Genomic DNA, 22,275 nt, shown 5'->3' on the forward strand with positions numbered 1-22,275 from the left:
CGTGCGGCCAGGCCCGGCCCGGGGACGCCAGGACGCGGACGCATGACTCTCTTGTCGCGCGTCACCATGCCGGGGCAGGTCCGGTCCGTGGCCGCGCCCGATCCGTCCGGCCCGCTGTACGTGACCAGTTACGGGGCAAGCCCGCTGGAGACGGTCGTGACGGTGGTCGACCTGTCGGGCGCGGTGGCTTGGCGGCGGACGTTCGCCGGGACGGGACAGCCGCGATCGCGGCTGTCCGCGGACGGCACGCTCTGGATCGCGTACCCGGATCGGACCGGCCGGGTCCTGGAGGGCGTCCTCCCGGACGGATCCACCGGCCCCACCGTCGTCCCGGAGTGCGGACCCGACGAGGAGGTCGGCGCGTTCGTCCTGCTCGACGACGGTTTCTGCGTCGCCTGGACCGGCGCCTCCCGCCTGCTGCGGAGTTCGCGGACTCAGCGGGCGCAGTGGACTCAGGCGGCGCAGCGGGCGCAGGGGACTCAGCGGGCTCCCGTGCCGCGGGCTCCCCTGCCTCCCCTGCCTCCCGCGCCGCGGCCTCGCGTAGCCCGGTACACACGCGAGGGAGCGTGTCTGTGGTCGACGCCGGTCGTGCTCGGCGCCGTGTCGTATCCGGGTGTGCTCGGGATGAGTGCGGAGACCGGCTGGGAGACGCGCCCGCTCCCGCCTTGGGTGCCGGAAGAAGTCGGTGTCGACCACTGGGAGCCGCTGCTTGTGTCGGGTGACAGGGTCGCGGCCGGTTTCAGCGACACACGAGGCAGGATCGGGAGGGCCTTCTTCCTCGACCTGGACAGTGGCGAGATCGTCTCGGCCACCTCCCCCGCTCCCACGGGCCGGAAGGCGATAGCGGGTCCGGGCGAGTTCTTGATCGGTTCCCAGGGATACGGCGCGTTCACGACGGGCCGCCATGGCCGGGATGGCGGCGAAACGGCCCGGTGGGCGAGTCATGGAGCGATGCTCGTCAACGGACAGGGCACCATCTGCGGACCCGAGCTGAAGAACGGTCTGCCGTCGACGTCGCGGTTCCGGCGACTGGCCGAGGGCAACACCCTCGTGGACGGACCCGCCGTGTCCGCCGCCCCCGGGTCCTTCATCGGCTGACCCGGTTCCCGCATCGGGAGGTCGGCGAAGTGCCCTGAACGCGACGCGCCCTGAACGCGGCGCGGCCACTGCTCGGGGCGGGTTCAGCTGACGACGGCCAGGTCCGCCCAGGAGCGCTCCGGGCCCGCCGCTGCCCATGTGTCGAGCAGTTCGGGGATCTCGTCGACCGGGGCCGCGGCCGACACTTGCTGGGTGCCGGCGTGGACGGATCGTGTCTGTTCCCGGCTTCCTTCGCTGCAGCAGGCGCAGAGGAACTCGAAGCTGCTCGCGGGTTCCGCGCCGTAGCCCTGCTGGGTGAAGACCGTCTCCAGCGCGTCGATGTCGGAGGCCGCTCCGGCCGAGACCGTCACGGTGTGGGTGGGGAGGTCCGACGTCTCGAAGCGCAGGATTTCGTCGAAGACGCTGTGGCCGCGTCCGTCCACGGTCCGCTGGCCCTTGGGTTCGCCGTCGTGCAGTACGACCTCTCCGAAGCGGCGCCCTGGGGTGACGGGAACGCTGACGACCCGTGCCCTGGTGGGGCACAGCCGCACGGCCCAGACGACCTCGTGTGCGCTGTCGGTGTCCAGGCGTACGCAGCAGATGCCGAAAGAGCCGAAGATCTCGCCCTCTCCCTCCGGCAGGGTGATCCCGAAGCCTGTCCACGCGTCCCTGGCAACGGCCCATTCCCGCAGCACTGTTGCCGCGATGCCGAGGTTCCAGAACGCCGGATCACCCTCGCCACGTGGTGCCCGTGCCGCTGCCTCCCGGCCCAGGGCGAACGCCTTGTCCCAGTTGCGCAGGAACTTGTGGGCCAGCGCCGCGTCGTACCACCAGTGAGCACTCGACGGCGCGTCGGGGAGGTGGCCGAGCAACTCCTCGTACCGGTCCGCCGCGACCTGCCACTGCTCCGTCGCCCATGCTTCACGGGCCTGCTCGTAGAGCTCCCGGGCCTTGTCCTCGTGCATTCCGCCCCCTCCGTTCACCCCGCCGACGCTGAGTAGCGGGAACCGCGGAATTCTGACACGCGCGTACCGGGACCGTTCAGCAGGGTGAGCCAGCTCAGAGGGCCCGCACGGGGGCGCGGTCGGCCATCACGCTGCCTTGCCCATCGGGCCGCCGGTACGGGCGCCGCGTCGCCCGGGATGATGCGGGAATGAATGATCAGGTTCCCGCCGTGATTCCAGCACCGGTGTTCGATCAGGAGCGCGTACCCATGCTCGTCGGCGGATCGGTGACAGCCGGGCGCTTCACGGTGACAGCCGGGAGTTTCACGGTGGGAGGCGCCGGCGTCGTCATCGGCCCGGTCGGAATGGTGATCGTCGCGGAAGCGGGTGACGCACCCGGCAGCAGCGGTGTGTGGAGCGCTGAGGAGGTCCGCCTCATCGGGCCCGCACCGGCACCGGTCACAGAGCGACTGATGGGGTCGCCTCGGGGCGTGGACGAAAGCTCGTTGCCGATCCATATCGCGGTCCGCGTCGAAGGTGGAGTTTTGTACCTGGGTACTGCCCGAGTGAGCCAGGCCGGTACCTCCGACGGTGTTCTCACCGGCTGCGAACTGCGCTTTGAAGCACCCTTGAGCAGAGAACTCCTCAACCGAGTACGTCCACCACTTCCACCTGAGCACTTGCCGGGCTTGGAATGGCTGAGGAATGTGAACGGTGACCGTGCGGCGGCTCTGGAGCAGTTCGTCAGCGGCTGGTACCCCACCGCAGATGCCACCGAATCGCTTGTCGGCGACTCTGTGTCACGCCTTCCCGGCGGATTGAGGCAGCTGTACCGGCTGGCGAAGCGGCGGCCGGGTGTCCTCGGAATCCAGAACAGGATCCTGCCCGAGCCAGACCTGCACACCGACCATGTCGGGGAGATGCTCGTCTTCGGCGTCGAGAACCAAGGAGGCTTCTTCTGGTCACTTCTGTGGACGCTTGAAGGACCCGAAGCCGATCCGACTGTCTGGTTCCGTGAATTCGACGAGGAGCCGATCGCCGAACAGGAACCGCTCAGCGGCTTTCTGCTTCAGTTCTCCCTCTTCGAGGCGTCCATGGGCGCCGACTACCTCGCCCTGACCCGCAAACTCACGGCACCACAGGTCGAGCAACTCGCCGAAGCGCTGCACCTTGTGCCCCTGCGTCCCTTCTGGCCCTGGGCACCCAAACACTTCTATGTGGCCCCCGGCCTCGTCATGCATGTCAGCAGTGAGGACCGCGAAGCATTCGATGTCTGGGCCGGCGCCACCCACCGAAGCGCCCTGGACCCGCTGGCCGACCTCCCTGTCGACTGGAACCGGTTCGATGGCTGATTGGTCTCAAGAGCCCAGCTGACGGTCGGCCCGGACGCGCCGCCGGTACCGGTACCAGCACTGCTGACCGACCGCCCCCTCAAGGACATGGCCGCCAAGGTCGGCGGACTCCTCTGGGCCCGGCCGGCCCGCCGCCGAGACCCTGGCACCCCCCGGCCCCCCGGCCCCCCGGCCCCCCGGCAACCCCCCTGGCCGACCTTCGTGGGCCCGCCGGCCGTCGCCGGGCCATTCAGACGGTGGTGGTGATCCGGTGGATGGTGAGCGTCACCGCGCCGCGCCGGTAGTGCGGCCCGGCCACGTCGTCACAACGGAGGTCAGTGTCCGTGGTGACCCCTCACCTCTTCGTGCCGGAGCCGGGCACGACCGACCGTCACCGGCCGGGACTCGGCTGTGCTCGACGTCCCGTTGGCCCATGTGCCGGTCACCTGAACGCTCACCCTGTTGCCGAGGTACTTGCCCACGAGGTGGAACCGTGACTTGGTCGCGTCCGCCACCCGCTTGCCGTTCACGAGCCACTGGTAGCTGAACTTCGCGTCCGGGACCCACTTGCCCGGGTCGGCGGTCACGTACCCGCCGACCTTCGGCGAGCCCTTGATGACCGGTGTGCCCGTCACCTTCAACCGATAGTGATAGAAGGTGACGTTGCTGGGACCGTTCGGGTCCGGCTGCTCCCGGTTGAGGATGTTGAGGGTCAGACCGTTCCGTGTCTCCAGGAACGACAGGCCTTCGACCTCCTGGTCGTAGGGAACCTTGAGATTGAAGAGGACCTGGACCTCGCCGGTCTTCAGGTTGGCGCGGGAAATGTTCTTCCCCGCGTCGTTCGAGGCGAAGTACATCCAGCCGTCATGGATCTTGCCGCCCTGGGCCTGGTCGATCGACTGCGACAGCGGGATGTATCTCTTGGACGTCCAGTCGCGCAGGTCGTAGACGGCGATCTCCGTCGCGTTGTCGTAGGCCATGCCGTAGGCGAGGCCCTTGTGCGCGTCGACGGCCACCCAGCTCGCGATGTCCTGCACGCCGTGCGGCGGGTTCAGGGCAGCGGCGTGGCCGGTGAAGCTCAGATGGGCGGCGTTGTAGACGGCGAACACCGGCGTGTCGTATCTGCTGCCGGTCACCGCGTCGCGCGTGCTGGTGTCGAGCGAGATGTAGAGCTTGCCGTTGGCGTAGTCGATGTCGCCGATGTGGTTCAGGCCCTTGTAGGCGAGCGGCGAGGGGTTGGCCAATTCGGCCGGAATGGCCGGCGAGCTCTTGAAGATGGTGTTGTACCGCATGTCCGTGATCTCCAGCCCGTTGCTGCTGGAGAAGTACCAGTGGGTGCCGTCAGTGGTGACGCCCTGGCCGCGCGAGCTCTCGGCCTCGCCGGTGAACACGTCCTTGCCGATGAGCTCCCACGTCTCGACCTCCCGCGCGGGTGCCGCCGCCGCGGGTGCCGCCCCCGCCACGGGTGCGGCCACTACCGGTCCCGCCACCACGGCCGCGCCGGCCAGGGCGACTCTGCCGATGAAATTCCTTCGGGTGAAACTTCCCACGATGACTCCATCTGATCTGCCGACGGACGAGCTGTCCGCTGTGTCGGACTAAGTCGTACGAGGGCGAGTTTGCGCCGCCACGGCGGCAGTGTGACCGGGCGCTTAACCTCGAATCATCAGCGGTCGTGAGCGCACGGGCACAGGAGCGGGCCCCGGCGGATTCCTTCCGCCGGGGCCCGCTGTTTTTTCTCGGTGTCCGGTGAACGGGAGCACCTTCTTCGGTGTCTGGTGAACGGGAGCGCCGTCCCGTTCACCTCGTCAGCCGAAGGTGAGCTTGTTGGTGCCCCACGCCGCGGACGAGGCGACGACGGCGGTCGCGGCACCGATGGTGAGCTTGCCTCCCGCGTGCAGTTGGACACTGCCGTCCGCGGCGAGGGCCCAGATGTCGGGGATGCCGTCCCCGCTGACGTCCGGGGTGCCGCGGATATGGGTGATGGGTGTGGTCGCCTCGCTCCAGCCCTCGGCGTAGACGGTGTCGTTGCCGTAGAGGGAGTCCGCGGCAGTGGCGAACGAGGCGACGGTGGAGCCGCCGTTCACCGTGTCCTTCACACCGTGGCGCAGGACGAGACGGTCGGAGGTCCGGGAACGGAACAGCAGATCGGGAGCGCCGTCGGCGTTGTGGTCACCGACGGAGACGAGGTCGCGGTCGCCCCAGGTCGTGGCGGCGACCCTGGTCGCGGTGGTGAAACTGGTACCGGTGTAGCCGGTGAGGATCCAGAAGCCGCCGCCCTCGGTGCGGACGAACAGGTCGGACTGTCCGTCCAGGTTGATGTCCCCGGCGATCATCTGCGTGAACGTGGCCGGGGCGGGACCGTTCTCGGGCAGCAGCACGCTCATGCGCTGAGCGATGTCGACACCGCCGTAGCCGTCGCCCTTGTAGACGTAGAGCTTGTCGTCGGGCATCCGGGCGAAGAGGTCGTTGATGCCGTCTCCGGGCTGGACGTCCCGATCGTGGGTGAGCAGCGCGGGCTCTCCGGCCGCGCTCACCCAGTAGTCGGCGTACTCCTCGGGGTCGAGCGGCGTGCCGTTCCGGTGGGCGGCGGACAGGCCGACGCCCACGTTGCCGGCCGAGTTGCCGGGGTAGGTCCAGAGCTGTCTGTCCTCGTGGATACCGATCAGGTCGGGGTAGGCGTCGCCGGTGAAGTCGCCGGGTCCGTCCGCCTTGTCGCGCGGGGTGACGTAGAAGATGTACTTGGTGCCGGGCGAGACGTTGCCCCCGCTGTCCACGGCGCGGACGTAGAAGACGTTGGGACCGGCGAAGTGCGGTTTGAGGTCCACGGTCACCGACGCGCCGGCCGCCACGTCCTTGCCACCGAGATAGCCCGTCGTGTTGAAGGACCACTCGAACCTGACGACGTCCTCGTCGCTGTCGGGCGCGATGGTGAAGCCGCCCGCCGTGCCGAACTTCACCTTGGACCAGACGCTGCCGTCCTCGTCCGTCTCGGGGAAGTCGGTGGAGGTCACGATCGGTTCCTCGGGGACGTCGCTGTCGAAGAGGAAGTGGCAGAACGTCGGGGCCGTGGTCGGTGACCAGGCGGAGCCCGCGCCGCTCGCGTCAATGGCGCGTACGTGCCACCGATAGATCTTCTTGTTGTCGAACTCCGACTTGGCCACGGTGAGGGAGGCCTTGCCGGAGCTGTCCACGGTGACCTTCTCGTCGACGATCTTGTCGTCGACGTTGTCGCTCCGCCACACCTGGAAGTGCAGGTACTTCAGGTTCTGCTGGACGGAGGTGTCGTCCGGGTCGGAGGATTTCGCCGACAGCACCAGGTCACGCTTGCCGATGTGCTGGGCCGGCGAGGTGCGGTCGCAGCTCACGCCGCCGGGTGTCTGGTCCAGCGACTTGGGGGCCGCGGGCTTGCGGTTGTAGACGAGGTTGAGCCGCGGTGAGCCGTCACCCTCGGCCTTGAACTTCTTCCACGGGTACGCCGACTTCTCGTCCGACGCCTGCAGTCCGAGGGTGAGCGAGTACCAGCCGTTGTCCGCGGCGTCCTGGGCGATCGAAGCGGCGTCGTAGGAGACGTACGCGTCCGGGCAGGAGGAGTTGTAGCCGTGGGCGAAGGACTTGGTGCCGATCAGGGACAGCCAGGACGGCTGATTGCTCCAGGTGGTCTTGGAGGAGATGCTGCCGGTGTGCCACACCTCCATCGAACGGGCGGAGCAGGACCAGGCGTAGGTCTCGCGCAGACTGATCGAGGCGGAGGTGACCGTGGCGCCCTTGATGTTCCGGTCCCAGCCGAGGCGGAAGAAGGACCGGGAGGTGCCCCACGTGGTGGCCTCGTAGCCGACCCGGGCTTCTGTGGTGCCCGTGTTGTAGTGGGCGCCGTCGTAGAAGCTGGAGGTGGGGAAACGGTCGTAGGCCGTGGTCCAGTTTCTGGTCTTGCCGTAGATCGTCGGGTCGATGAAGACCGGGTACTCCGTGTCCTCGGCGGTCAGCAGGCCCTTGTCCGGGACGATGCCCAGGGTGCTGGAGGTGGTGCCGGGAGCGCTCAACTCGGCTTCCGCGACGGCGACATGGGCGTTCATGTCGGGTCCGGCGAGTCCAGGAAGGGCCCATACCTCGGCATCGGTCGGGGCGGCGGCCCGCCGCAGGCCGGCCGGGACGATACCGCCACCGGTCCCGGAACCCCCGTACGCGGCGGCCGACGGATCGTCGGTGCTCGGGGGCTCGGGAGTACGGGACGGACCGGTCTCCTCGGGCTCCGCGGTCGGCGTCGGTCCCTCGGTGTCCAGGGGCGGGGGCTCCGGTGCCTCGCTGATCTCCTCGCCAGGCTCCTCCGAGTAGGAGGGTGAGGGGTCCTCGGAGGGCTCGGCGGGTTCGGGGTCGTCCCCGTCGGTGACGGCGCGGGTGCCGGCGGAGTCCCACATGTAGGGGGTGGGGCTCACCGTGATCTCCTCGCCCCCGGCGTCCTCGCCGGTGACGACCTGAGTGACCGGGTCGAGCCGGAAGTACAGGTCCGGCGAGGAGAGTCCGTAACTCAGCTTCTCCAGCGCCGGGTTGGCGGCGGCCTCGGCGTTGTGCACGATCAGCACGTGGGTGAAGCCGCTGTCCTGGGCGGTCAGCAGCAGGTCGACATCCGTGAACACGTTCCGGTACAGAGCGGCGGCCCCGTTGATGACGGGCTCGGGCAGCGCGCCCGGCCAGCTCAGGGTGACCTGGTGGCCGGCAGTGGTGAGGGTGGCCAGATCGGTGTATGTGGCGCTGTCGTCGGCGGCTTGGAGGGTCCCGCCGCTGTCGGTGACCCGGTACACGGCGCGGCGGGCGGACGTACGACTGCTCGTAGCTCCGGCCGTGCCGTTCGAGCTTCGGGCCTCGCCGTCTCCGCCGCGGGAGAAGACCACCGGGTCGGCGGCGGCCTTGGGCGTCCAGCCGTCCTCGACGGCGGTGAGCGTGGTGTCGATCGGCTTCCAGACGCCGTCCACCTTGGCCCGTACGGGAGCCCCGTAGGCGATCAGTTCGAAGCTGCCGTCCGGCCTGGCGTAGGTCGTGGAGGTCTCGTTGCGCAGGGCCTCCACCTCGACGCGCTTGCCCGACGCGACGGCCTTCTCCTGTGCCGCTTCCTCGTCCAACGGGCCCGACGAGACGGCACCCAGTACTACTTCGGGCGGAACGAACTCCCCGGCTGGGAGAGCGGCGAGGCGACCACCGCCTCGGTCCTGGCCGCCCCCGTGGCCGGCAACCAGCCCGGCGAGCCGTGCTACGCGACGAAGTTCGAGGACTCCTTCTGCACTCAGGCCTGGCGCTGGAATCTCGACTACGTCGTGGACCCGCAGGGCCACGCCATGTCGCTGTGGTGGGGGAGGGAGAACAACTACTACGCCCAGAACATGAAGTTCGCCGATCCGGTGCTCTACCACCGGGGCGGCTTCCTCCGAGCCATCAAGTACGGCCAGGACGAGAGTTCCCTGTTCGACGCCCAGCCCCTCGCGCGGGTGGACTTCGCCGTCGACGAACGCTGCTTCGGCGAAGGAGTCTGCGGCGAGGCCGACTTCACGTCCGGCGACTTCGACAAGAACCGCGTCTGGTACGACACCCCGGCCGATCTGTACTGCTCAGGTGCCGCCGACAAAGACTGCTTCGTCCCCGTACCGACCTTCTGGTCGCGCAAGCGCCTCACCCAGGTCACCACGAAGGCCCAGCGCAACCAGGGTTCGACCGCGCAGACAACGGTCGACAGCTGGACACTCCAGCAGTCGCTGCCCGCCGACCTGACGGACGAGGGCGCCGCGCTGTGGCTGGAGTCCATCACCCGCACCGGCTACGAACCCGACGGAGAGACCACCAAGACCCTCAACCCGGTGCGGTTCGTCGCGAACAGCCTGTCGATGCCCAACCGGGTGCAGGAGGGCGCCGGGGACCCGAACCCGGTCTTCGACCGGTTGCGTATCGCCCGGGTCGTCAGCGAGTACGGCGGCGAGACTCTCGTCAATTACAGGGCGCCGACGGGCTCCTGCAAGACAGGCAGCGGCTTCCCGGAACCTGAGGACAACACCGGGCTGTGCTTCCCGGTCTACTGGCACCCGGACCCGGACAAGAGCGACGAGACCATCGACTGGTTCAACAAGTACGTCGTCGAGTCGGTCCAGGAGAAGCCGGCCGTCACCGGCGTCCCGGACGTCAACACCTCCTACGACTACGACGACGAGGGCGGCGGCGCCTGGGCGCTGAACCAGGCGGAGTTCTCCAAGAAGAAGACCCGTACCTACGACCAGTGGCGAGGCTTCTCCCTGGTCAAGACGGTCACCGGGGAGAACTCCGCCACCCCGTACACCGGCACTCGGCAGTCCCTGTCGGCGACCCGCTACTTCCGCGGGATGAACGGCGACCTGCTGCCCGACGGCTCCACCCGCTCGGTGACAGTCGAGGACTCCGCGGGCCAGGCCGTAGCCAAGGACGAGGAGGCCTTCCAGGGCCGGGTCGCCGAGACCCTCACCTACACGGCGAACGGGGGCGAACTCCTCACCCGCTCCGTCGACAAACCGAAGGCCATACTGCTCGCCTCGCGCACCCGCGGCGACGGAATCCCGCCGCTGGAGGCCTACCGCGTCCAGGACGCCGAAAGCATCTCCGTCACCCGTGCCTCGGACTCCGCGAACGGGAACCCGACGTGGCGGACCACGAAGACCGTCACCGAGTACGAGGACGACTACGGACTGCCGGTCCAGGTCGAGTCGCTGGGCGACACCGCGGACCCGGACGACCAGACGTGCACCGTCATGTCGTACGTCCACAACACGGCCAAGCACCTGATCGGCCTGGACAAGCAGACGCTGACCACGGCCGGCACCTGCGCCCAGGCGGCGTCGGCGGAGGCCGAGGACTGGATCTCGGGTTCCCGTGTCGCGTACGACGGCGGGGAGTTCGCCGCCACACCCGCGATCGGGCAGGCCACCAAGACCTGGGACGTCAGCGGCACCGGCGGCGGCTGGACGGTCAGCGGCACGATCACCTATGACGACTACGGGCGGGTCAAGACCGCCGACGACGCCGTGGGGACGACCGACACCACCACGTACGTGCCCGACTCCGGGCAGGTGTACTCGATCGAGACGACCAACGAGCTCGGGCACACCGCCACGACCTACGTCGAGCCGGGACGCGGCACCTCGCTGAAGGAGACCGACGCCAACGGCCGTACCACCGAGTACGCCTACGACGCGCTGGGGCGTACGACGGCCGCCTGGGGCGCCGCCACCGGGACCACCGCCACCGCTCCGGCGGTGAAGGTCGCCTACAACACCACGATCGGCCAACCGGTGTCGGTGGTGACGTCGGCGCTGACCAACGAGGGCACCTACGCGGACAGCGTGGTGATCTACGACGGTCTGGGCCGGGAGCGGCAGAAACAGGAGCCGGCGGTCGGCGACGGCCGGCTCATCACGGACGTGCTCTACACCAGGAACGGCACGATCGCGCAGACCAACAACGCCTACTACGCCACCGGCGAGCCGTCCTCCATACCCTTCGAGCTGGACTCGGACTCCCAGGTGCCGAACGCGACGCTGTACGCGTACGACGGACTGGGCCGGGTGCTGACGGAGACGCCGTACGAGGCGGGTGTGGCGAAGCCCCGGAAGGCGTCGAGGAACGAGTACGGCTACGACAACTCGACGGTGATCGAACCCGAGGGCGCGGCGGCGCAGCGCAGTTACTCCGACGCGCTGGGCCGCACGGTCCGGGTGGACACCTTCACGGACGCGGCCCGCGAGACCTTCCGCAGCACGGAGTACACGTACGACCCACGCGGGGACATGGTTCTGGCGGAGGACTCCGAGGGCAACGAGTGGTCCTGGGAGTACGACGCGCGTGGCCGCCAGACCGTGGCCACCGACCCCGACACCGGCACGACGAGGACGACGTACGACGTGGCGGACCGCCCCGTGACCGTGGAGAACGGGCGCGGTGTGACGGTGTGGAACAAGTACGACGTACTGTCCCGCGTCATCGAGCAGCACGAGGACGACGCCGCAGGCCAGCTTCTGACGACCACCCTGTACGACACGCTGCCGGGCGGTCTCGGGCTGCCGGCCTCGTCGACCCGGTACACGGACGACCAGGGCTACAAGACTTCCGTGACCGGTTACACGGCCGACTACCAGCCGACCGGCAAGACGGTCACGCTGCCGGCGGCGCTGGCGGCCGAGTACGGGCTGAAGGAGTCGTACACCTACAGCTACGACTACTCGAAGACGGGTCTGCTGACATCCGCGACGCTGCCGGCGGTGGGCACGCTGGACAGCGAGCGACTGGTGGTCCGTTACAACGAGGACGGCCTGCCGGTCTCGACGTCCGGGGACGACTGGTACGCGGCGGAGACCACCTACTCGCCCTACGGCGAGGTGCTGCGCACGACCAGCGGCGAGCAGCCGAACCGGGTGTGGACGACGAATCTGTTCGACGAGTCGAGCGGTGAGCTGCAGCAGAGCATCGTCGACCGGGAGTCGATCAGCGACACGACGACGGTGGCCGATCACCGGGTCAACGCCCGTTCCTACGCCTACGACCCGGCCGGCAACGTCACCTCGATCGCGGACCGCGTCGACGGGGTGACGGACCGCCAGTGCTTCACCTACGACGCGCTGGGACAACTGGCCGAGGCCTGGACGGCACCGTCGGCGTGCACCGCGCCGGGCAAGACGGTCGCGGCGCCGGAGTACGCGGACGGCACGGCCAACGTCACGGCCGCGGCGGACGGTTACTGGCAGTCGTACGAGTACGACGCGATGGGCAACAGGAAGAAGCTCGTCGAGCACGACCCCGGGCTCGACGAGGAGAAGGACGCCACGACGACCTACGCGTACGGGGCCGAGGACGGTTCCCAGCCGCACACCCTCACCGGGATGTCGACCACGTACAGGGCCGACAGCGGACCGCGGGTCACGAAGGCGGCGGAGCTGACCTACAACGCCACGGGCGACACCGAGACCCGTACCTGGGACGGCGACGAACAGGCGCTGGACTGGACCTGGGACGGGCAGGTCGCCCAGGTCACCGGCTTCGGCGAGAACGGGGCGGGGGCCTGGGTCGGCCTGGCGGGAAAGTGTCTGGACCTGTCGTCCTCGTCCACGACCGCCGGCACCGCGCTTCAGTTGTGGCAGTGCAATGGGACGAAGGCGCAGCAACTGCGCATCGACCGCTCGTCCTCCGGTTCCTCGGGCGATCCGGCCACGGGTGCGCTGAAGGTCCTGGGCAAGTGCGCGATGCCGAAGGGCGGGGGCACCGCTGCCGGGACGGCGGTGGTGATCGCCGACTGCACCGGGGCGGCCGACCAGCAGTGGACGGCCACGTCCGACGGTGCGCTGAAGCACAAGTCGTCCGACAAGTGCCTGGACGTACCGGGCTCCAACTCGGCGAACGGCACCGATCTCCAGCTCTACACCTGCGACTCCGGCAGCTCGCAGACCTGGACGCCGAACGAGCAGACCAAGTACATCTATGACGCCTCCGGCCAGCGGCTGATGGCGATCGGCGCGAACGAGCGCACCCTGTACCTGGGCGACGCGACGGTCACGATGAACGCGGACAAGTCGCTGTCCTCGGTGGAGCGTTACTACGCGCAGCCGGGCGCGCCCACGGTGATGCGGCACGCGACCGGCAGCGGTGCGGCGACGCAGTCGGTCCAGATCGCGGACCAGAACGGCACGGCGTACATCAACGTGGCGCTCGCCGAGGGCAACAGGGTCCAGTTCTCCAAGACCGATCCGTTCGGCAACGAGCGTGCCGAGAGCGGCGCCTGGCGCTCGGACCGTACCTACGTGGGCGGCGACGACGACAACGGCAGCGGCCTGGTGCATCTGGGGGCGCGGGAGTACGACCCGGTCACGGGCCGGTTCCTGTCCGTGGATCCGGTGCTGGACCTGGCCGATCCGGTGCAGATGAACGGGTACGTGTACTGCGAGAACAATCCGGTGACCTTCGCGGATCCGTCGGGTCTGGCCTCGGAGAGTGTCGGCGGCGGTGGTGACGGCGGCCCGTCGTCGGGCGACGAGGCCTGGGCGAAGCAGCAGTTGAACACCTCACTGTCGGACATCATCCTGTCCGTCGGCTGGGCCGCGCTGAAGGAGTTCGTCGGCTGGAACGACGTGGTGGGCTGCTTCTCCCGGGGTGATCTGTGGGCATGCGGCAGCCTCTTCGTCCAGGCCATCCCGTGGTCCAAGCTCTACAAGATCCCCTCGATCCTGAAGGCGGCGTCCCGGATCGCCGGGGCCGTCGACGCCTGGATGAAGGCCAAGGAGAAGGCCCGCAAGATCATCGAGTTGGCGCGGAAGGCCCGGGAGCTGGCCCAGAAGGCCAAGGAGGCGAAGAAGCGGGCGGCGGCCCTGGCCGCACAGATAAGGAAGAAGGCGCAGCAGGCCGCCACGAGACTGGCGAAGAAGGCCGCGCAGAAGACTGGCAACGCGGTCCAGAAGGCGAAGAAGTCGGCGGCTGCGAAGCCTCCCGCCAGGCCACAGGCAGGCAAACAGTCGGGCGGCGGGGGCGCGAGCTGCCCGAGCGTCGACAACAGCTTCACGCCCGGCACGATGGTCCTGATGGCCGACGGCACCACCAAGCCGATCGAGGACGTCGAAAACGGCGACAAGGTCCTGGCCACCGACCCCGAGACCGGCGAGACCGCGGTGGAGACGGTCACGGCGGAGATCAGCGGGGAGGGCGTCAAGCACCTCGTCAAGGTGACCGTCGACACCGACGGCGCCCAGGGCGACCGGACGGCGACGGTCACCGCGACCGAGGGCCACCCCTTCTGGGTCCCCGAACTGCGCGAGTGGGTCGATGCCACCGCCCTGAGGCCGGGCCAATGGCTCCGCACCAGCGCCGGCACCCACGTCCAGATAACCGCGCTTGAGCGCTGGACGACGCAGCAGGCCACCGTCCACAACCTCACGGTCAGTGACCTGCACACGTACTATGTGCTGGCGGGTACGACGCCGGTCCTCGTCCATAACTGTGGTGGTGGGGCCGTCAATGAAGGTCATCTGCAGGGCCTGGTTGACGATATTACGGATGCCGCGGGGGGCGGGGCGGGATTTCGAACGATGGGTGGGCTGCATGTGGATGTCTCAGCGGATAGGGGACTCGATTTCTTTGCCGTGGGTGCTCGTGCTGATATGACTCCTGCCCAATTCGCACCGCTTCCTGGGCTTGGTGAAACCACCTTTGGCTTCCGAATTCCGCAACCAGCTAGGTTGGTTACGCGGGATAATCTGTGGCATGCCGAGGTGAAGCTATTCAACGAGGTCGTGGGCGGGCTTCAGCTGCAGCCTAGGTTGTTGATCGTAAGTCGCCCGATTTGCCCGCGCTGCGAGAATTTTCTGGTCCAACGTGGCGCGACGCTTACATCGGAAACTTCCGCAGCTTGGTGATTGTCGGACAAGAAGGGACTGAATTAGTATGGAATTGGAAGGTTTGACTGCCGAAGCGACAGGGGCCCTCTGCTGTGCAACGTCCCTGCGGATCGGGGGTGCCCTCTATATTCTTGCGGAGGCTGCCGGTTTCGAGGATTCCTACTATCGTGTAGATGCCGGGCTGCGAGCGGGCATGAGGTCATATGAGGGGCGTGAATTGAATTCGGCAGCCCTCGAAGAGGGACTAGTGGCGCATCAAGAATTGTCGGCAACATTTCCATCTGGGCGCTCCGAATCGGAGTTTTTTAGGGCGGGCCTCGATGTTGTCGGACTGGGGCTTGAAGCGATATCTCGTGAGGCAAGTCCAGATCTCGTGGCCGAAGTATTCCAAAAGGCTATGGATGCGGCGTCACTATTGCAGGCGCTGGCGGGCCCAGGGCCTGAAGAATTCGAGCTCGCCTGCCAGGAGAAATCGGTTACTGCGGCACGCGTGCAAGGCATCGCGGGAGTGCGAAAGGTGGCAGGAGAAGGGGCCCTTCAATATCGCAGAGTCGCACAATCCGTTGAGTCAAATGAGTCTGAGCAGTGAGTCTGAGCAGCTGAACGAGACGCTGACGCATCGGCAACAGGCCCCACCGTAACGAATCCGGTGGGGTCGCTGCCGGCACCCCGGCCACCCCGGTCGTCGGCAACAATCCCGCACAACCACGGACACTCACGCACGTCACCGGACCAGCAGACCGTACTTGACCTGCGAAAAAGCAGGTCGAAGGCTTCGCGTAGCACACGTACTATGTGCTGGCGGGGGCTACGCCGGTCCTCGTCCATAACTGCAATGGTGGAACTGCTCCGAATGGAGCTGCCTGCTCTTGCAATGGCTCGACGAACCCTTCAAATGCGGACCTGGTCCAAGCCATTGCCACTCGTGCTCAAGCTCGACTGGGTGGCAGTGGGACGGTCTCGGGAACATGCGTATCCCGATGCTCTCCTTACTCGCTACCAGGGCATCTACGGGAATCGTGGTCTGATTACCGAACAAAGCTACTTGAGGAAATTTCCCGTCCCAAGAGGCGCGACGGGAAGCGCACGGCCAGATGTCTTTGATCCGGCTGGCGGTATCGTGTATGACTACAAGTTTGTCAAGAATCCCGGCCTGGGGATCGGGAAGTGGCAAGCGGATAAAAACGCCCTAAACGTCCCAGGTGTGAATCTGACAGTGGAGGTGAACCCGTGAGCAAGGTAGATGTAGCGACAGTCAAGCGGGTTACAAAGGACTGGGCAAGTGCGTACTCAGAGTTCGTTGTATGGCGACCGTTGAGACTGCTCAGGCGCATCGGCCCGGTGCTCCAAGGCGTCACGCTCGACCGATCTACCTCTGGTGATGCGTACTTCCCGACCGTGCACATCCATGCACTCACACGAGAGTTCCCCGTCATTTCCCTGACCGTTGGTCAGCGTCTTGTCACGAGTTCTGGGGTACAGGAGGCTGTCAAATTCTCTCGTCATGTGGAGAATTACCGTGACGCTTCTAGGTGTCTAGCCGAGCAGGCTGGCCTGAGTTTAGATGTAAGGCCGACGATTGAGGACATTGTCCAAGAGCTTCGTGCCTTTGCTGTCTCTCAGCAAGCTCAAGGTAGCCCGCCTGCAGTGAATGAAGTTGAGGACAGCGTCCTGATACCTGCGGCAAATGGATCTGTTGGTACTGTAGAGGAGAGCTTGCAGCTAGCCCGAGACCTTCTGGATAGCTGGCCCAAAGCGCGACTTCCGCTGAATTGAACTTCGGGGGAGAAATGGTTTGATGGGCTAGTCGAAAAGGCGGGAGATGTTGGTTCTCTTTGCGAGACCGTAGATAGCCAGATCGCCTTTCACAAGCTTGCAAAGGTCCGAGAGGATTAGGCTGTAGGGATATGAGGTTGGCCCCTCTGGATTTGATTCCGGTGGGGTTTCTTCGGTGTCGGACGGCAGTAGTTGACGGCAACGTCAGCGGACGAGTGCTGCACAAAGCGGTGGATCGTCACCGTCGTCGGGTCGGCTGGTGGTCTCGTTGAGGTTGAGGAGGGCGTTGCCGAGGAGGTCGATGGCGTCAGAATTCAGCCCATCCAAGGGTGCTGAGTACAGCGCTTTCGGGCAGCGGCTTGTCAACAACCCGACGTGCAGCGAGCGGACGGTATTCCGGTGGAGAGCGGGACGGACCCGCCCGGAGTCGCTGTCCGCTGATACCCGCCGCGTGTTGCAGGCCATGTTCGGCTGTGACGTCGCGGCGCTGTTGACTCCTCCCCCGCTCGCCGAAGATTCCCCGGCACCCGCGTTCAATCTGGAGCACGAGATCAACATGACCGCACGCGATGCTCAGGACGACGCCAGCGCGACAGCCGCGGCGTCCGTCTCCGACACCAGCCTCGACCAGCTCACCGACGACGTGGCGTCGCTCGCGCACGCCTACGCTTCCCTCCCGCCGATTGAGGCGTTTCGGCGCGGCCGAGTGCTACAGGAGGAGCTTCAGAGCCAGCGGGATCGCACGCAGATTCCCGCCCAGCAGCAGCGTCTCCTCGAATTGACAGGCCAGACGATGGCGCTGCTCGCTGCGGCGGCCTTCGACCTCGGCTCCTTCACCAACGCTCGTCGCCTGGCCCGTGCGGCTGACCTCTACGGGGAGAGTGCGCGCTTCGAGCCTCTGCGGGCGTACGCGGATGGCATCCTCGCGTACGTCGCCTACTTCACGGGCATGCCCGCCGAGGCCGTCAGCAAGGCGCGACGGGCCCAGACGTACGGTGGCCTGGGCGACATCGCCCGACGCCGGCTTCTGGCCATCGAAGCGCGCGCACACGGATACCTCGGCGACACCGATTCCGCCCGCCACACTCTCCGGCTCTCCCTGGAGGCCGACAGCGGGACACGCGACGATCTCCACGACGGTATCGGAGGTGAATTCGGGTTCAGCGCCGAGCGGTTGGCCATGTCCAGCAGTTCGACCGCACTCTTGATCCACGACGGGGACCAAGCCGAGCAGTCGGCACGCCAGGCCCTCGAACTCATCAGCCGGAAGCCACAGGCCGGCCGTTCGGCGCACGTCCTCGGAGGTGCCGCCGCGGACCTCGCCATGGCCCGGCTCCTGTCGAACGACATCGAGGGAGCGGCTGACGCGCTGACGCCTCTATGGAATATCCCTGGGGACCAGCGCGTGACCGGGGTCCTCGTACGGACGGGCCAGATCCAGCAGTTCCTCACGCAACCGGCGTACCGCACCTCGACGCTGCCGCGCGAACTGCGTGACCGCGTCGAGGACTTCACTCGTACCGCGAGCGCTCACCAGCTCAGCACCCGTTCCGCGCTGCTCCAGTTGGAAGCCTGACTCAGGCCAGAGAAGCGAGGATCTTGGCCTCCTTCTCCGGGGCGATCCCGTGTTCCGCCCACCTCGGGTGGTCCACGGGACGCCCGTCGGCGGCAAGCCACGCCCACGTTTCACGAATGGATTCGGCGATCGGCCGGCACCGCAAACCTGCGGCCAGTGCCCGGCTGGAGTCGACCGACCACACACCCGCGTGCGTCCGCCACAGAGGCAACTCGGTCCACTGCGCGACGCCGTGATCGGTCAGGACGCCCGGTTCCACCCATTCCGGCGTCCCGACCCCGCCGGTGACGGCCAGGCACTCACCGAGAAAGCCGGCGAAGGTGATGCCGTCGGGGTGGGTGACGTTGTACCCGCCGCTCGTCTCGCCGGCCGCCTGGTCGAGTGCGAACTCGGCGACATCGCGGACATCGACGGGTTGGATGCGCTGGCCGCTCGGAGCGGGCGCCAGAATCTTCCCGCCGCGCTTGGCCCTGGTCAACCACCAGGGAAGTCGGCCAACGTACTCGCCGGGCCCCAGAATGACCCCGGGGCGCAGAAACACCGCCGAGTCACCGAACACCTCGGTCACGGCCTGCTCTCCGCCGGCCTTCTGGAAGCCGTAGACGGTGGGGCTGCCGTCCTCGCCGGTGTACCCGTACGTCTCGTCCGCGTCGGCGGGGCAGTCCAGCAGCGGCGAGTGGTCCGTGAGGGCCTGGTGCGGCCAGCCCTGGTAGGCGGACACGGTGGAGATGTGCACCCATCGCCGGGCCACAGCACGGAGGGCAGTGGTAGCCAGGAGTACATCGCGGGGCGGGAAGTCGGAACTGGACGTGTCGATAAGGGCGTCCCACGGCCCTTGCAGGGCAAGGCGACGGAGGTCATTCCGGTCCGTACGGTCCCCATGAACGGGCTCGACGCCTTCGACGTCGTGTCCGGACCGCCCCCGGTTGAAGGTGGTAACCGCCCACCCTCTCGCCAGCCCTCCCCAGGCGATGCGCTTCCCCAGGAACCAAGTGCCGCCGATAACGAGAATCCTCATGCCTGCGATCTTGCCGCCCCTGTGCGGAGGAGTCATCGGCGTACAGGGAAACCTTGCTGAGCGAGTCACGCCCGGTACGGCTCAATACTTGGGACGGTGAGCCGTGGCTGCTCGGTCCGCAAGCCCGCGCCGCCGCACGCCTCGGCGATGCGAGATGGTGCTCCTCCGGTTCCGGCCGGACCAGCGGCCGCCCGCCGACTGATCTCGGCAACTGCAACTAAAACTGCAACTACGAACGTCGAAGGGCCCCACCGCGACCGGTGGGGCCCTACGACGTATTGCCCGGTGAGAGCAATGGCGGAGGATACGAGATTCGAACTCGTGAGGGGTTGCCCCCAACACGCTTTCCAAGCGTGCGCCCTAGGCCACTAGGCGAATCCTCCGCGGCAAACAATACAAGACGCCGAGCCGTGCTCGCGAACTCGTTCCCGGGGGTGGGGATCGGGTACTGTGGGCGCAGCCCCTCACGTGGCGCTATCTGACTGAACTCCCCCAGGGCCGGAAGGCAGCAAGGGTAGGTCGGCTCTGGCGGGTGCGTGGGGGGCGCTCGCGTTGGGGTGGTGGTTCGGGCGCGATGTCGGAGGGGGCCGATATCGTCGTAGGTGTGTCGTCCCTTGCGCTGTACCGCCGCTACCGTCCCGAGTCCTTCGCCGAGGTCATCGGGCAGGAGCATGTCACCGACCCCTTGCAGCAGGCGCTGCGGAACAACCGGGTCAACCATGCGTACCTGTTCAGCGGGCCTCGGGGCTGTGGGAAGACGACCAGTGCGCGCATCCTCGCGCGGTGTCTGAACTGTGAGCAGGGGCCCACGCCGACCCCGTGCGGTGAGTGCCAGTCCTGTCAGGACCTCGCCAGGAACGGGCCGGGGTCGATCGATGTCATCGAGATCGACGCCGCGTCGCACGGAGGTGTGGACGACGCCCGTGATCTTCGCGAGAAGGCGTTCTTCGGTCCCGCGAGCAGTCGTTACAAGATCTACATCATCGACGAGGCGCACATGGTCACCTCGGCGGGCTTCAACGCCCTGCTGAAGGTGGTCGAGGAGCCGCCGGAGCATCTCAAGTTCATCTTCGCGACCACCGAGCCCGAGAAGGTCATCGGGACGATCCGGTCGCGTACGCACCACTATCCGTTCCGGCTGGTTCCGCCGGGGACGCTGCGTGAGTATCTCGGCGAGGTGTGCGGCAAGGAGGGCATTCCCGTCGCGGACGGGGTGCTGCCGCTGGTCGTACGGGCCGGTGCCGGGTCCGTGCGTGACTCGATGTCCGTCATGGATCAGCTGCTCGCGGGCGCGGCCCAGGACGGTGTGACGTACGCCATGGCGACGGCCCTGCTCGGTTATACGGACGGGTCACTGCTCGACACCGTGGTGGACGCGTTCGCGGCGGGGGACGGGGCCGCGGCGTTCGAGATCGTCGACCAGGTGATCGAGGGGGGCAACGATCCGCGGCGCTTTGTCGCCGATCTGCTGGAGCGGCTGCGTGACCTGCTCATTCTGGCCGCCGTGCCGGACGCGGGGGAGAAGGGGCTGATCGACGCGCCCGCCGATGTCGTGGAGCGGATGACGGCCCAGGCGTCGGTCTTCGGCGCGGCCGAGCTGAGCCGGGCGGCCGATCTGGTCAGCACCGGGCTGACGGAGATGCGCGGAGCGACCTCACCCCGTCTCCAGCTGGAGCTGATCTGCGCCCGCGTGCTGCTGCCGGCCGCCTTCGACGACGAGCGCTCGGTGCAGGCGCGGCTCGACCGCCTGGAGCGGGGAGCGGCAGCGGCCGTCACGGCCCAGGGAGCCGCGTTCTCGGGCCCGGGGCCCGGCCCGGCGGCCGGTTACGTTCCCGGCCCCGAGGCGCACGCGCCCGTACCGCCCCCGATGCCCGCCGGACCCGCGGCTGCCCAAATGCCCCCGCCCCCGCCCTCGCCCCCGCCCTCGCCGGTACAGCCCCCTGGTACGCCCGTGCCGTCCGTACCGCCCGTACCTGAAGGCGCGGCGGAGCCGCAGCGTCCCGGAGCATGGCCCGGCGCCGCCGCCGCCCCGGACACCGGCCGCCGTCCCGGCGGCTGGCCCACCGCGTCGACACCGGGACAGGGGGCCGCGCCCGGTCGGCAGACCCCCGCGCCCGCCGCCCCGGCCGCGCCGTCGCAGCCGGCCGCCGCCGCTCCCGGCGGAGCGCAGGGGCCGGGGCCAGGTCAGGGCCACGGTCCGGGCCCCGGCCCGGGTATGGCGCAGGGTGCGGGCCAGGTGCGGAACATGTGGCCGGACATCCTGGAGGCCGTCAAGAACCGCCGGCGCTTCACCTGGATCCTGCTCAGTCAGAACGCGCAGGTGGCGGGGTTCGACGGTACGACGCTCCAGCTCGGCTTCATCAACGCGGGCGCGCGTGACAACTTCACCAGCAGCGGCAGCGAGGACGTGCTCAAGCAGGCGCTCGCCGAGCACTTCAACGTGCAGTGGAAGGTCGAGGCGATCATCGACCCCTCGGGCGGCTCCCAGCCGCCGTCCGGGAGCGGTGCGGGCGGTGGCGGTGGCGGCGGCTACGGCGGCGGTCCTGGTGGAGGCGCCGGCAACAGCGGTGGTTACGGAGGCGGTGGTTACGGGGGTAGCGGTTACGGGGGTGGCGGCTCCGGCGGCGGTCCCGGGAACGGGACCGGGACCGGCGGTGGTCCTGGGAACCCCGGAGGCACCGGGAGCGGCGGTGGTTACGGAGGCCGTCCCCAGGCATCGGCTTCCGCCCCCGGCGCGGCATCGGCTCAGCGGTCCGCCCCGCCCGCCGCCGCTTCCTCGTCGGCCGCGCCCGCGCCCCACGCGCCCGCGGCGCAGTCCCCGGGTTCCGGGCAGGCCCGGAACGAGCCGCCCCGTTCCGACAACCGGCCTGCCTCGCCCCCGCCACCGCCCCCCGTGGCCCCGGAGGACGACACTCCGGAGGAGGACGATCCGGATCTGGTCGATTCCGCGCTCTCCGGCCATGACCTGATCGTGCGCGAGCTGGGGGCGACGGTGGTGGAGGAATATACGAACGAGTAGGGGAACGTACGACCGAGTAGCCGTCCGGCGAGCAGCGGCCCCTCCGACCCCCGCTCCAACCTCTCTGGCCCCCGCTCCAACCTCTCCAAGGTCCGTGCGAGCAGCGGCCCCCTGTCCAAGGCGCGCACACGGTCCAAGGCC

At 68.0% G+C, this 22,275-nt stretch carries 11 protein-coding genes, 1 tRNA gene and 1 other RNA gene; 8 read left to right on the forward strand and 5 right to left on the reverse strand.

Annotated elements, in window-relative coordinates; genetic code table 11:
- The first annotated feature begins 42 nt into the window (after positions 1–42).
- On the forward strand, positions 43–1,098 hold the full coding sequence (locus tag OG214_RS20735) for a hypothetical protein (RefSeq protein ID WP_405985580.1): 1,056 nt from the start codon (positions 43–45) through the stop codon (positions 1,096–1,098).
- An 83-nt stretch (positions 1,099–1,181) separates the two neighbouring features.
- Here OG214_RS20735 and OG214_RS20740 read toward each other — a convergent pair whose 3' ends face one another.
- Positions 1,182–2,042: a tetratricopeptide repeat protein gene (locus tag OG214_RS20740; protein ID WP_405985581.1), complete on the reverse strand. Its 861-nt coding sequence runs from the start codon at positions 2,040–2,042 to the stop codon at positions 1,182–1,184.
- 188 nt (positions 2,043–2,230) lie between these two features.
- Here OG214_RS20740 and OG214_RS20745 point away from each other — a divergent pair, with 188 nt between their 5' ends.
- Positions 2,231–3,373 (forward strand): hypothetical protein, encoded by a 1,143-nt coding sequence (locus tag OG214_RS20745; protein WP_405985582.1) that lies wholly within the window; start codon positions 2,231–2,233, stop codon positions 3,371–3,373.
- A 314-nt stretch (positions 3,374–3,687) separates the two neighbouring features.
- On the opposite strand, the gene OG214_RS20750 is transcribed toward OG214_RS20745, so the two are convergent.
- Complete coding sequence (locus OG214_RS20750) at positions 3,688–4,902, reverse strand: hypothetical protein (RefSeq protein ID WP_405985583.1); 1,215 nt, start codon at positions 4,900–4,902, stop codon at positions 3,688–3,690.
- Between the two features lie 258 nt (positions 4,903–5,160).
- Positions 5,161–8,472 (reverse strand): DNRLRE domain-containing protein, encoded by a 3,312-nt coding sequence (locus OG214_RS20755; RefSeq protein ID WP_405985584.1) that lies wholly within the window; start codon positions 8,470–8,472, stop codon positions 5,161–5,163.
- Positions 8,473–8,571: 99 nt separating this feature from the next.
- On the opposite strand from OG214_RS20755, the gene OG214_RS20760 reads away from it, so the two are divergent.
- The 4 genes from OG214_RS20760 to OG214_RS20775 all read left to right on the forward strand — a co-directional run bounded on the left by OG214_RS20760 (position 8,572) and on the right by OG214_RS20775 (position 18,097).
- On the forward strand, positions 8,572–14,763 hold the full coding sequence (locus tag OG214_RS20760; RefSeq protein ID WP_405985585.1) for a ricin-type beta-trefoil lectin domain protein: 6,192 nt from the start codon (positions 8,572–8,574) through the stop codon (positions 14,761–14,763).
- Between the two features lie 28 nt (positions 14,764–14,791).
- Complete coding sequence (locus OG214_RS20765) at positions 14,792–15,334, forward strand: hypothetical protein (RefSeq protein ID WP_363081101.1); 543 nt, start codon at positions 14,792–14,794, stop codon at positions 15,332–15,334.
- A gap of 246 nt (positions 15,335–15,580) precedes the next feature.
- Complete coding sequence (locus OG214_RS20770; RefSeq protein WP_405985586.1) at positions 15,581–15,979, forward strand: hypothetical protein; 399 nt, start codon at positions 15,581–15,583, stop codon at positions 15,977–15,979.
- Between the two features lie 993 nt (positions 15,980–16,972).
- Positions 16,973–18,097, forward strand: a complete 1,125-nt coding sequence (locus tag OG214_RS20775; protein WP_405985587.1) for a DNA-binding protein — start codon at positions 16,973–16,975, stop codon at positions 18,095–18,097.
- A gap of 1 nt (position 18,098) precedes the next feature.
- On the opposite strand, the gene OG214_RS20780 is transcribed toward OG214_RS20775, so the two are convergent.
- Entirely contained in the window at positions 18,099–19,151 is a 1,053-nt protein-coding gene (locus tag OG214_RS20780; protein WP_405985588.1) for an NAD-dependent epimerase/dehydratase family protein, read from the reverse strand.
- 259 nt (positions 19,152–19,410) lie between these two features.
- Positions 19,411–19,498 (reverse strand) — tRNA-Ser (locus tag OG214_RS20785).
- Between the two features lie 72 nt (positions 19,499–19,570).
- Here OG214_RS20785 and ffs point away from each other — a divergent pair.
- Positions 19,571–19,669, forward strand: an RNA gene (ffs, locus tag OG214_RS20790) — signal recognition particle sRNA small type.
- 50 nt (positions 19,670–19,719) lie between these two features.
- On the forward strand, positions 19,720–22,134 hold the full coding sequence (locus OG214_RS20795) for a DNA polymerase III subunit gamma and tau (RefSeq protein WP_405985589.1): 2,415 nt from the start codon (positions 19,720–19,722) through the stop codon (positions 22,132–22,134).
- Positions 22,135–22,275 lie beyond the last annotated feature (141 nt).

The organism is Streptomyces sp. NBC_00872, assembly GCF_045161915.1.
Taxonomy (GTDB): domain Bacteria; phylum Actinomycetota; class Actinomycetes; order Streptomycetales; family Streptomycetaceae; genus Streptomyces.